Annotated in this window: 13 protein-coding genes; 9 read left to right on the top strand and 4 right to left on the bottom strand. The window is 43.8% G+C overall.

Annotated elements, in window-relative coordinates; translation table 11 throughout:
* The 5 genes from M3P07_RS17540 to M3P07_RS17520 form a co-directional block, all read left to right on the top strand.
* On the top strand, window positions 1–2,140 hold a 2,140-nt coding region (locus M3P07_RS17540), incomplete at its 5' end, for a hypothetical protein (protein WP_249971232.1).
* A 36-nt stretch (window positions 2,141–2,176) separates the two neighbouring features.
* Window positions 2,177–3,340: a gliding motility-associated C-terminal domain-containing protein gene (locus tag M3P07_RS17535; RefSeq protein WP_249971231.1), complete on the top strand. Its 1,164-nt coding sequence runs from the start codon at window positions 2,177–2,179 to the stop codon at window positions 3,338–3,340.
* Window positions 3,341–3,401: 61 nt separating this feature from the next.
* Window positions 3,402–4,139 carry a M15 family metallopeptidase gene (locus M3P07_RS17530; RefSeq protein WP_249971230.1) on the top strand — a complete coding sequence of 246 codons (738 nt, stop codon included), beginning with the start codon at window positions 3,402–3,404 and terminating at the stop codon, window positions 4,137–4,139.
* A 40-nt stretch (window positions 4,140–4,179) separates the two neighbouring features.
* Complete coding sequence (locus tag M3P07_RS17525) at window positions 4,180–4,944, top strand: M48 family metalloprotease (protein WP_249971229.1); 765 nt, start codon at window positions 4,180–4,182, stop codon at window positions 4,942–4,944.
* A 113-nt stretch (window positions 4,945–5,057) separates the two neighbouring features.
* Complete coding sequence (locus M3P07_RS17520) at window positions 5,058–5,225, top strand: DUF6747 family protein (protein WP_249971228.1); 168 nt, start codon at window positions 5,058–5,060, stop codon at window positions 5,223–5,225.
* 91 nt (window positions 5,226–5,316) lie between these two features.
* Here M3P07_RS17520 and M3P07_RS17515 read toward each other — a convergent pair whose 3' ends face one another.
* A complete protein-coding gene (locus tag M3P07_RS17515) occupies window positions 5,317–5,709 on the bottom strand; it encodes an ankyrin repeat domain-containing protein (RefSeq protein WP_249971227.1) in 393 nt (130 codons plus the stop codon).
* 207 nt (window positions 5,710–5,916) lie between these two features.
* On the opposite strand from M3P07_RS17515, the gene gpmI reads away from it, so the two are divergent.
* The 4 genes from gpmI to M3P07_RS17495 all read left to right on the top strand — a co-directional run bounded on the left by gpmI (window position 5,917) and on the right by M3P07_RS17495 (window position 9,696).
* Window positions 5,917–7,434 (top strand): 2,3-bisphosphoglycerate-independent phosphoglycerate mutase, encoded by a 1,518-nt coding sequence (gpmI, locus tag M3P07_RS17510; protein ID WP_249971226.1) that lies wholly within the window; start codon window positions 5,917–5,919, stop codon window positions 7,432–7,434.
* Window positions 7,435–7,499: 65 nt separating this feature from the next.
* Window positions 7,500–8,315, top strand: coding sequence for a type I methionyl aminopeptidase (gene map / locus M3P07_RS17505; protein ID WP_249971225.1), 816 nt, complete (start codon window positions 7,500–7,502; stop codon window positions 8,313–8,315).
* A gap of 129 nt (window positions 8,316–8,444) precedes the next feature.
* Entirely contained in the window at window positions 8,445–8,816 is a 372-nt protein-coding gene (locus M3P07_RS17500) for a GxxExxY protein (RefSeq protein WP_249971224.1), read from the top strand.
* Window positions 8,817–8,928: 112 nt separating this feature from the next.
* Window positions 8,929–9,696: a class I SAM-dependent methyltransferase gene (locus M3P07_RS17495; RefSeq protein ID WP_249971223.1), complete on the top strand. Its 768-nt coding sequence runs from the start codon at window positions 8,929–8,931 to the stop codon at window positions 9,694–9,696.
* Here M3P07_RS17495 and M3P07_RS17490 read toward each other — a convergent pair.
* The 3 genes from M3P07_RS17490 to nqrF form a co-directional block, all read right to left on the bottom strand.
* Window positions 9,693–10,694, bottom strand: a complete 1,002-nt coding sequence (locus M3P07_RS17490; protein WP_249971222.1) for an FAD:protein FMN transferase — start codon at window positions 10,692–10,694, stop codon at window positions 9,693–9,695. The two genes, M3P07_RS17495 and M3P07_RS17490, sit on opposite strands and share 4 nt — an antisense overlap.
* A 2-nt stretch (window positions 10,695–10,696) precedes the next feature.
* Window positions 10,697–11,062, bottom strand: coding sequence for a Na(+)-translocating NADH-quinone reductase subunit F (locus tag M3P07_RS17485; RefSeq protein WP_249971221.1), 366 nt, complete (start codon window positions 11,060–11,062; stop codon window positions 10,697–10,699).
* A gap of 104 nt (window positions 11,063–11,166) precedes the next feature.
* Window positions 11,167–12,477, bottom strand: a complete 1,311-nt coding sequence (gene nqrF / locus M3P07_RS17480; RefSeq protein WP_249971220.1) for an NADH:ubiquinone reductase (Na(+)-transporting) subunit F — start codon at window positions 12,475–12,477, stop codon at window positions 11,167–11,169.
* Between the last annotated feature and the right edge of the window lie 2 nt (window positions 12,478–12,479).

Genomic DNA, 12,479 nt, shown 5'->3' with positions numbered 1-12,479 from the left:
TGATTTTGACGGGGAGTGGTCCTCACTTAACAATGTGCCCGCCGGCTTTGCCGATGATATCGACAACGATACACAGCTGACCGACGCACAGGTGGCCACGGCCGTCAACAACGAGTTCCCGAACCTCGATACCGATGTGACCGATGATTTTGATGGGGAGTGGAGCTCTTTGAACAATGTACCTGCCGGCTTTGCCGATGATATCGACAACGATACCCAGCTGACAGATGCACAGGTGGCAACTGCCGTCAACAATGAGTTCCCCAACCTCGATACGGATTCAACTGATGATTTTGATGGGGAGTGGAGTTCTTTGAACAATGTACCGGCCGGATTTGCCGATGACATCGACAACGATACACAGCTGACCGATGCACAGGTGGCAACGGCCGTCAACAACGAGTTTCCGAACCTGGACATCGATGTGACCGATGACTTTTCCGGTAGCTTTAACGACCTTACCGGCGTACCGGCCAACTTGGATACGGACTCAACTGATGATTTCAGTGGAAGTTTCAACGACCTAACGGATGTTCCGGCCAACCTTGATACCGATTCCACGGACGATTTTGATGGCGAGTGGAGTTCTTTGAACAATGTACCTGCCGGCTTTGCTGACGACATCGACAACGATACACAGCTGACCGATGCACAGGTGGCAACGGCCGTCAACAACGAGTTCCCCAACCTCGATACCGATGTGACCGATGACTTCTCCGGTAGCTTCAACGACCTGACCGACGTGCCTGCAAACCTTGATACCGATTCCACGGACGATTTTGATGGGGAGTGGTCTTCCTTGAACAATGTGCCGGCCGGGTTTGCTGACGACATCGACAACGATACACAGCTGACCGATGCACAGGTGGCAACGGCGGTCAACAACGAGTTCCCCAACCTCGATACCGATGTGACCGATGACTTTTCCGGTAGCTTCAACGACCTTACGGATGTGCCTGCCAACCTCGATACCGATTCCACGGACGATTTTGATGGGGAGTGGAGTTCTTTGAACAATGTACCTGCGGGATTCGCCGATGACATCGACAACGATACACAGCTGACAGATGCACAGGTGGCAACGGCCGTCAACAACGAGTTCCCCAACCTCGACACCGATGTGACCGATGACTTTTCCGGCAGCTTCAACGACCTTACGGATGTGCCTGCCAACCTTGATACCGACTCAACAGATGATTTCAGTGGCAGTTTCAACGACCTAACGGATGTGCCCGCAAACCTTGATACGGATTCCACCGACGATTTTGATGGGGAATGGTTATCACTGAACAATGTACCTGCCGGATTTGCCGATGACATCGACAACGATACACAGCTGACCGATGCACAGGTGGCAACGGCCGTCAATAACGAGTTCCCGAACCTCGACACCGATGTGACCGATGACTTCTCCGGTAGCTTTAATGACCTAACGGACGTGCCTGCCAATCTTGATACAGATTCCACCGACGATTTTGATGGGGAGTGGAGCTCACTTAACAATGTACCTGCCGGCTTTGCCGATGACATCGACAACGATACACAACTGACCGATGCCCAGGTGGCAACGGCCGTCAACAACGAGTTCCCGAACCTCGACACCGATGTGACCGATGATTTTGATGGGGATTGGTCATCTCTTTCCAACATTCCAGCTGATATTGCGGATGGAGACGACGATACCGTTACCACCTTATCCCAAAATACCACAACCGGCGTTATCACTTATACCAATGAAGCAGCCGCTAACCAAACTGCGAACGTAGTTGGGGCCGAGACCGATAATAGTATCACAGTGGGAGCAAATGGCGGGGCGTACTACGAGAGTCCTATCAAAGCTTTTGGAAAAATTGCTGCAAATGGAACTGTTACTCGGGCCACTACAGGTATTACCGTAACCAAACTAACTGGAAATGGTTACTACAGAGTCAACTTACCAGTAGGCTTGGTGGCTGATGGCAACTACATCATTCAATTGGCTCAACCCAGTAGGGATGGAGCTGGGGCCGATGACCCTGGAATATCTTATAGAGCGCAAACAAGTTCCAGTTTTGAAGTTATTATTGGTGATAATGACAATGGAGGCGGAAACCGTAGTCGTTTCAATTCCGAATTTATGTTTACCATATTAGATCTATAAATCTACCCAAACAGATTTATTTTGGTGCCAAAGAATATGAAACATTTGAAAGTACATTATACAATCTTATTTTGCTTAGTACCTGTCCTGGTATTTTGCCAAGATGCTTTCCATAATTTTGGAAATCTGCGATTTCACGGCAACTCATCTGTAGGGTTCCATTTGGATGTCATTAATGATGGAATATTCGATAACAATTCAGGATTGACCGGCTTTTATAGTAACCAAGTACTTACGGTCTCGGGTTCTTCCAATCCCATTTTCCAGGATATTGAGATTGTTACAGACAACGGCCTTCTGCTTGAAACATGGATGGGGATTACGGGAAATGCCAATTTTATCGTTGGTGATGTATTAACACCCAAGCTCTCATCCGCCAGTTATCTGAATTTTATGGATATGTCCTTTTATACGGGCACTGGGGACTTAACCCACATCAATGGATATGCAGGAGCGGCTAATAAAGAGACCATTACATTTCCTGTAGGTGATGGAGAAAGGTTAAGATTCCTTACCCTAAACTCCAACGCTACAAACGACTTGGCCAAATGCGCATATTTTCCGGAAGACCCCAACAATTCAGAAACTTTAGGTCAACAATTTCCTACTGATAACACGGCAAGCGAAGATCTGCAAATCAGCGGATTGGAATTCTGGCGGTTGGAAAGCAATCAACCTTCGGTGGTGAACCTAACATGGGACACCAACAGTGCTGTGGGCCTTATGGTCGAAACAGTTGAGAATTTACTGGTTGTTGGATGGAATAAAGTGCAAAATCAATGGGAAAGGTTGGGCAATACGGCCACCTCTGGAAATCTTCAAACAGGAAGCATAACCTCCGAAATTTTTACCCCGAACGATTATGAAATCATAACCATAGGAGGAACCGACGACCTTTTGGAGCCATTCACAGTTTTGGAATTGGACAATTATTTTATGACGCCCAACAATGACGGCATCAACGACTATCTTCTAATTGATGGCATACAAAACGTACCCAATAATGTACTCAATATCTATAATCGCTATGGGGTATTGGTATACTCCAAGCCCAATTACGCCAACGAGTTTAATGGAAAATCCAATCGGAATGGTGTGATCAGCCGAGGTTCCGGGCTTTCTGCCGGTATCTATTTTTACGTACTCACCGTTGCGGATACTCGAGAAAAATATCAAGGGTATCTCTATATCTCCCAATAGACTCCTTGGGCACACTTTTCGATTTAAAAATACTTCTTAACTTGGTCAACAAATCGATTGCATGAAACGAAGGAACTTTATCAAAAAAGCTTCAATTACGGGAATGGCCTGCGCCTTTCCTCCCCTACTTCCAATTGGAAATATCGCAGAGGAATACACATTCGATGAGCTAATTGGGAAAGCGGATATCGACCTTTATGGCGAGGGAATCAATTTACGCCAAGCAGCCTATGAAGCATTCGTAGCCATGAAAAAGGCAGCTAATCAAAATGGTTTTAAAATACAAATGGTCTCCAGCTTCAGGGACTTTTACAGACAGGAAGGTATTTGGGAACGAAAATTTATGAGGTTTACAGAGGATGACGGAATGGAACCCTTTGATGCCATTGAGAAAATCATAGAATATTCCACCATACCCGGCACCAGTAGACATCACTGGGGAACCGATATCGACATTATAGATGGCAATGTTAAAACATCGGGCGACGTTTTGGTTCCTGAAAAGTTTGAAGCCGGCGGCCCTTTTGAAGCGTTTAAGAAATGGTTGGACGAAAACTCGGAGAAGTTTGGTTTTTACCTCGTCTATACAGATGAACCCAAAAGAAGGGGGTTCAAGTACGAACCTTGGCACTATAGCTATGCCCCGATTTCCATCCCCATGCTTACGGCATATCGAAAAATCAACGTTATCAAAATGCTTCAGAATGAAGATTTTTTAGGTTGCGAACACTTTACCTCCAGTTTTCTACGCACCTATATCCAAGATAATATTTTGGACATCAACCAAAAGTTGTTATAAGCGATTTTTTGTACCTTGATAGGCCTAGAACACTAACACCATGAGAAGAGGAAGTTGGAAAATCCGGATCCTTATCGGATTGGCCATTGTGGCCTTTGCCTTTGTACAACGTTGTAACAACAAACAGGAGAATCCCTATACGGGGCGGGTTCAGAATATTAACATGACACCAGACCAAGAGATTGCCATTGGACTTCAAAGTGCACCGGAAATGGCGCAACAACACGGGGGACTTTACCCTGACCAAAGAATGCAAGCTTTTGTGGATGCTGTTGGGAAAAGACTGGTAGAAAATAGCATCGCCAGGGAAACCCCTTATGAGTATGATTTCCATTTGTTGGCTGATGATCGTACCATCAACGCCTTTGCACTTCCCGGTGGGCAATGTTTTATCACCTACGCACTATTCTCCAAATTGAACGAGGCGCAGTTAGCTGGAGTATTGGGACATGAAATTGCGCATGTTATTGGACGACATTCTGCAGAGCGAATTGCTGAAAGTAGTTTTTGGCAAACCCTGACCATGGGTGCAACAGTAGGCGCTGATATGGGGAATGTGGTTGGCAGTATTGGTCAGAATACACTATTGAAGAATGGAAGGGGAGACGAATTGGAAAGTGATGAGTTGGGCGTTCTCTTTATGATTCAATCGGGTTACGACCCCAATGAGATGATCAAGGTCATGCAAATATTGAAATCAGCGGCAGGACCCAATAGGGTTCCTGAATTCCAAAGCACGCATCCTGACCCAGAAAACCGTATTGAAAAAATAAAAGAGGCCATAGAAAAATATTCAGGTCGATAGATTCGTCACCTTTATCGATAAAAAAAGGGTATTCCCATGATTTGAATACCTTTGTACAACCCAAATCAAATAAACCTTCTTAACCCCATTTGTGCTATTAAACAAGAGGACATATGGGAACACTATTACATTTTAAGCAACTGTATCTTGAGGCATTCAACGATTGTAAACCTAGTTATGTGGTCCTTTTTCTAAAAGGCTACACCATTTTTTGCGGCATATTGTTGGCCATGGCCTTCTATGCATTTATGTACAGGATACTTACAGGATTCGATTTTTAAAAATTTTACTCTTTTACAGGACACTATAGGTAAATGAGCAAAAAGGCCCATCCGTTTGGATGGGCCTTTTTTGGATGAATAAACTCCTATCTTATTTCTTCATAGCTAATTTCAGAATTTCCAAGGCCTCGGTGGCGTTGGAAAGTTCGGCATACTTCTTTGCCGTATATCCCTTATCACACTTCTTCTTCACATTAGCGCCATTGGCGATGAGCACCTCCAAAATTTCGGTTTTGTTGTAACGGGCCGCGAAATGAATCGGAGCCAAACCCAAAGATTTTTGGTTCACATCTTCTCCCAATTCGATAAGTTTCTTTACAGTTTCCACGTCTCCTTTTACAATTGCCTTGCAAAAAGAGCTGATCTCTGCAGTAATCACCGAAGTGTTTAATGGATTTACAATTTCATTGTTGGTTTCGTTGGCGCTTACGCCCGCAACCATGACCATACAGGCCGCAGCTACGCTTAGGATTGTTTTTTTCATGATGAATGATTTTTGATTAATGAAATAATTAATATAAAAATAGACTGTCCAAAGAAGCAAATGTTACAGGATTAACACTTAAATAACTAAACTTTAACAATGCCGGATTTTTTAACATAATTAATTAACAAATGAACAGGTAGAAAACTTGAAAAAGACTAGGGCATCCAGTCATTTCATTCTATTTTTGATGCTTAATCAAACAGCATGGACAAGAAGGTAATCCTAATGATTTTGGACGGATGGGGAAAGTCGCCAGACCCCAAAGTTTCAGCTATCGAACACGCCAACACCCCCTTTATCGACTCCCTTTACACCAAATACGCCAACTCAAATCTTCTTACAGATGGAATGAATGTGGGGCTCCCTGAAGGACAGATGGGAAACAGTGAGGTCGGCCATATGAATCTGGGTGCTGGAAGGATAGTGTACCAAGATTTGGCCAAAATCAACAAGGCAGTTGCCGAGGATACCTTAAAGGATGAAAAAGTGCTTTCAGAAGCATTCGCTTATGCCAAATCCCATAATAAACCCGTTCACTTTCTTGGTTTGGTAAGTGATGGCGGGGTCCATAGCCATATTGATCACTTAAAGGCCCTGATTCAAGCTGCAGATCAAAGCGGAGTATCCAATTCCTATATCCATGCCTTTATGGACGGACGGGATGTTGATCCCAAAAGTGGCAAGGGTTTCCTAGAAGACCTTAATCAATTTTGCTCGGATAAAAATGCTGCGCTGGCCTCGGTAATTGGACGATATTATGCCATGGACCGTGATAAAAGATGGGAGCGTGTAAAATTGGCCTATGAGGTGATGGTCAACAACGAGGGCGAGAAAATCCAAGATATTTCTGCTGCCATGCAAAAGAGTTATGAGGATGGGGTTACGGATGAGTTTATCAAGCCATTAGTGCTAACGGATTCCAATCAAAACCCAATTGCAAAGATTTCGGAGGGCGATGTAATCATATTTTTCAACTTTAGGACAGACCGCGGACGTGAGCTTACCCAAGTATTGAGCCAGGAGGATTTCCAAGAGCACAATATGCATAAACTGGACCTTTATTATGTTACCCTAACCAACTATGATGACTCCTTCAATGGTATCAAAGTGGTGTATGACAAGGAGAATATCAAGGACACGCTTGGGGAAGTACTGGCCAATCATGGCAAAAACCAAATCCGGATAGCTGAAACCGAGAAGTATCCACACGTGACATTCTTTTTCAACGGTGGCAGGGAAGAGCCTTTTGAAGGGGAAAACCGAATTCTATGCCCCTCGCCCAAAGTAGCAACCTATGATCTACAGCCGGAAATGAGTGCTTATGACATTCGGGATGCCATTGTTCCGGAGCTGAAAAAAGGAGATGCCGATTTTGTTTGCTTGAATTTTGCAAATCCAGATATGGTCGGGCATACCGGAATTATGGAGGCGGCTATAAAAGCATGTGAAACTGTGGATGAATGCGCCAAGGATGTAGTTACCACAGGATTGGAAAATGGGTATACTTCCATCGTAATTGCAGATCACGGGAATTGCGACACCATGGTAAATCCTGATGGAAGTCCCAATACCGCTCACACCACCAATCCCGTTCCTTTGATTTTGGTGGATAAGGAACTCAAAGAAATCAAAGACGGTGTACTTGGGGATATTGCACCCACTATTCTGGAACTTATCGGAATCCCGAAGCCGGATTTGATGACCCAAGAATCCTTACTTTGATTTGAAACCTTCTCTAATTTAGGTCGATACCCTCAATTTATCGATTTCCGATTATCTTTGCACCCATGGTAAAAATCAAGACTGCAGAGGAAATAGAGTTGATGCGCGAAAGTGCTCTTGTGGTTTCCAAAACCTTGGGTATGTTGGCATCAGAAATCAAGCCAGGAGCAAATCCGTTGCAACTGGATAAAATGGCCGAGGAATTCATTCGAGAACAAGGCGCGGAACCCGGATTTTTGGGCATGTACGATTTTCCCAACACCCTTAATTGGAGCCCAAACGCCCAGGTGGTGCATGGTATTCCCAACAATGACCCTTTACAACAAGGGGACGTAATTTCTGTGGATTGCGGTGCATTCAAAAATGGTTATTACGGGGATCATGCTTACACCTTTGAAGTTGGTGAAGTGGACGAAGACACCAAAAAGCTGCTCAAAGTCACCAAGGAATCCCTCTATGTGGGTATACGCCAGTTCAAAGAAGGTAATCGGGTAGGCGATGTAGGTTATGCCATTCAAAATTATTGCGAAAGTCATGGTTATGGTGTGGTTCGAGAACTGGTAGGACATGGTTTGGGCACAGAGCTACATGAAGACCCACAGATGCCCAATTATGGCAAACGTGGAAGGGGCAAGAAATTTGTCAATGGAATGGTGGTAGCCATAGAGCCCATGATCAATATGGGTACCCGAAGAATAAAACAACTAAAGGACGGCTGGACCATTCTTACAGCGGATGGAAAACCTAGCGCCCACTTTGAACACGATGTGGCCTTGATCGATGGTAAGCCTGAGCTATTGTCAACATTCAAGTACATCTATGATGCGCTTGGTATCACTTCAGACGAAGAAGAAGAGTTCCGAAAAAGTGCCGTTATTTAGCACGAACACCTTATACTTATTTCCGACTTTTTTCCTTATTAAATCAAATTCATTAGATTTAATCCGTACAATTCGTTCAGTTTTTAAACTTTGATACGAATTGGAAACCTCCCAAATCTAATAACCAATATGAGTTTGATTTACAAACACGAATCCTACTTTGTTATTGGCCTTTGCATGGATGTCCACAATGAACTGGGTAAGGGATTTAGCGAAAAAGTTTATGGTGACGCACTCGAAATTGAATTAAACGAAAATGGCGTACCCTACAAACGGGAAGTCAAGTACCACATCGATTATAAAGGAAAATTGCTTCGCCATCAATATTACGCAGATTTTGTGGTTGACAACAAGATAATCCTTGAAATTAAAGCCATCCAAGCATTGACCCAAAGCCATGTAAAACAGACTTTGAATTATTTAGCTGTTTCCAAAATGAAACTTGGATTATTGGTCAACTTTGGCGAGGATAGTTTAATCTACCGGCGAGTTGTACTTTAATTATTCGTGAAAATTCGTGAAATTCGTGTCCAATAGCATTAAGTTTGACACGAATTTCTCCAATTAACTAGAATGAAAGTTTCTGGAGCGCCATTAGAATCAAAATAGTCGTTTGTCAAAAGTCTTTAAGTTTTTTCTCAACCTTATCCCAAGGCCTTGGCTCATTAAATTGAGCTATTGGGTGCGACCGCTTATCGCACTTTTTTTAAGAGGAAACACCTATACCGATCCCATTGACGGCAGAAGTTTTAGGAAATTCCTTCCCTATGGCTATGAAAATCCTAGGGAGAATGTACTTTCCCCCTCTACCCTATCGTTGGAACGTCACAGACTGTTATGGATATTCCTAAAGAACAAAACGGACTTTTTCAGCAAACCCTTAAAATTACTTCATTTTGCCCCTGAGCAAGCCTTTCATAAACGTTTTAATAAGCTCGATAACATCGATTACACTACTACAGATTTAAACTCCCCTTTAGCAGATGTAAAGGCGGATATCTGCAACCTTCCCTTCTCCAACGACAGTTTTGATGTGATTTTGTGCAACCATGTACTGGAACACATTCCCGATGACACCAAAGCTATGCAAGAACTGTTTCGGGTGCTAAAACCAGGCGGTTGGGGTATATTCCAAATTCCCCAGGACCTAAGTCGGGATAAAACCTTCGAAGACGATTCCATAACGGATAAAAGAGAAAGGGCCCAAATTTTTGGGCAATACGACCATGTCCGCATCTACGGAAGGGATTATTTTGATAAACTAAGGAGCATTGGCTTTAAGGTTGAAGAAGTGGATTTTACCAATAGTCTTTCCCAAGGGGAGGTGGAGAAATACCGACTCGCCAAGGGTGAGATTATTCCCTGGGTCGTAAAACCTTAATTTTTGATCAATTGTGTGAATCCAGCTGTAGCAAACTCTTGGGTGTCTCCATTTTCATCCAAAAAGATGATATAAGCCTCTAAACCATCTTGACTTTCCAGCAAGCTTTTGGAAGCTTCCAAATCCATGGCCATGAATGCCGTTGCATAGGCATCGGCCTCCGCACAGGTATCGGCCACAACACTAGTTGCAAGCACGCTTGAATTTTTGGTATACCCCGTCTTTGGATCTATGGTATGAACATACTTTTTACCCGTACTTTCATCAATTCGAAACTTTCTATAGTTTCCTGAGGAAGCCATTGCCCTATTTTCGAGCGACACGATCAATTTCAACTGCCGTCCAACCTCTACCTGGGGATCATCGATACCCACGGACCACTGTTTTCCTGAAATACGATTTTGGCCTTTGGCCAGGATCTCGCCCCCTACTTCGACCAAATAGTTTTCAATTCCCTTTTCATCCAACAAGGCGCCCAAACGATCTATGGCATACCCTTTCGCCACTGCGTTAAAATCAAACCGGATTGCTGGATGGGATTTGGAAATGGTCCCATCCCCATTCAGTTGCACCTTATTCCACCCCACATAGGAAAGTAGGCTGTCCACCTTTAAACTATCCAACTCTAGTTGTTCTCCAGGGCCAAATCCCCATGCATTGGCCAACACACCTACGGTGGGATCAAAATAGCCATTGGAAGCTTCATATACACGAGTGGACGTGCTAAATACCTCCTTAAACATGTGGTCTACGGAAACGGTTGAATCCCCCTCATTAATCCTAGAAATATCCGAAGTAGGGATATAGGTGGAAAGCGATTGGTTCACCACCCGAAAAACCGAATCTATCTCCTGTTGGTAGTCCAATTGATCCTCCGCAAGATAAATTATGGAATAAGTAGTACCCAAGGCATTACCGGTATTTTGGTTTTTAATAAGAGGTTCAGACACACATCCAACCAAAATCAGCAATAGCAGAAAACCAAATACATTCTTCATAATCAAATTTCTTTTAATCCTCGATAGTCCACAATGTATTCTTCATTCAAATATAAGGGCAAATTTTGATCTTCGGCATTGAACAGGCCTACTCCCGCATAATAGGTTTTCGCCTCAAACTTATCCGCATGGTCCTTTACCTTTTGCATCAATTCCTGATCATATTCCGAAGGGTTATTGGGATAATCCACATTTCGCACCACAATAAAATGAAGCACCTTTTCCCTTAAACAGACGTACTGCGGATTTTTCTTGGGTTTACTATTGATGGCCATAAACTCAAAGCCATCAGCTTCCAATTGCCTACCGACAATGTTCATAGCAAGATTGTGCAGTTCTTGTTCCGTAAGTTCCCTTTGTTCTTCCATAAAAAAACCGATGCTTAACGCATCGGTTCGGTTATATTTACCTCTCGATGCTGCTTCGACTTCGCTCAGCTCGACAGCTCGAGGTGATTTTATTTCATCAATGATTATCCTCCAAAGTCATCGAATCGGATGTTCTCATCCGGAATTCCGAAATCCTCGCCCATTTTTTGAACAGCCTTGTTCATCAAAGGTGGGCCACAGAAATACAATTCAATATCTTCAGGTGCATCATGATGGTTCAGGTAATTGTCGATAACACAATTATGGATGAATCCGACAAAACCATCACCCTCTTCGTCGTTGATATCTTTTTTGACCTTCCAGTTATCCTCTTCCAAAGGCTCCGAAAGGGCCATGTAGAACTTGAAATTGGGGAAACTACGCTCCAATTCCCTAAAGTGCTCCAAGTAGAACAATTCTCTTTTGGAACGACCACCATACCAGTAAGTCACTTTTCTGTTGGTCTTCAAAGTCTTGAATAGATGGTACAAGTGTGAACGCATCGGTGCCATTCCTGCTCCACCCCCTACATACAGCATTTCTGCCTCAGATTCGTTGATGAAGAATTCACCAAAAGGACCTGAAATGGTCACTGGGTCACCCGGTTTCAAACCAAAAATATAAGATGAGGCAACTCCAGGGTTCACATCCATCCATCCATTTTTGGAACGGTCCCATGGTGGAGTTGCGATACGCACGTTCAACATGATCTCACGTCCCTCTGCAGGGTAAGAGGCCATGGAATAGGCACGCTCAACCGTCTCCGGGTTTTTCATTACCAAAGGCCACAAATTGAATTTGTCCCACTCTTCCTGAAACTTATCCGGAGTCTCGTGTTCTTCTGGGTGGGCCGTGATATCAATATCAGCATATTTTACCTCACATGGTGGAATCTCAATTTGGATATAACCCCCGGCCTTGTAGTTCATTTCCTCAGGGATTTCAACTACAAATTCCTTAATAAAAGAGGCCACATTATAGTTTCGAACCACTTTTGCATCCCATTTTTTGATACCAAAGACTTCTTCGGGAATGGAAATTTCCATGTCCTGCTTTACTTTCACCTGACAAGCCAATCTTGCCCCAGCATTCAATTCCTTTTTGGAAAAGTGTGGAGTTTCCGTAGGAAGGGCCTCCCCACCACCGGCATGTACATGGCACTCACATTGGATACAGGTTCCACCTCCACCACAAGCGGATGGCAAAAACACCTTTTGATTTCCTAGGGTGGAAAGCAAGGAACTTCCCGAGGGCACTTCAATCTCCTTTTCACCATTAATGGTAATGGTAACAGGCCCTGAAGGGGATAGTTTTTCTTTGGTGAACAATAACAGGGCCACCAAAAGCAACAACAAAATTAGAAACGCTACAACGGTAATTAGAATCGTACCTCCTGTACTTGTGGCTAAAATCATGC

This window comes from Flagellimonas myxillae (genome assembly GCF_023502235.1).
In the GTDB taxonomy this organism is placed as follows: Bacteria; Bacteroidota; Bacteroidia; order Flavobacteriales; family Flavobacteriaceae; genus Flagellimonas; species Flagellimonas myxillae.
Note: the sequence above shows the minus strand (reverse complement) of the source record. Positions and strands in the feature narration are given on the sequence as shown.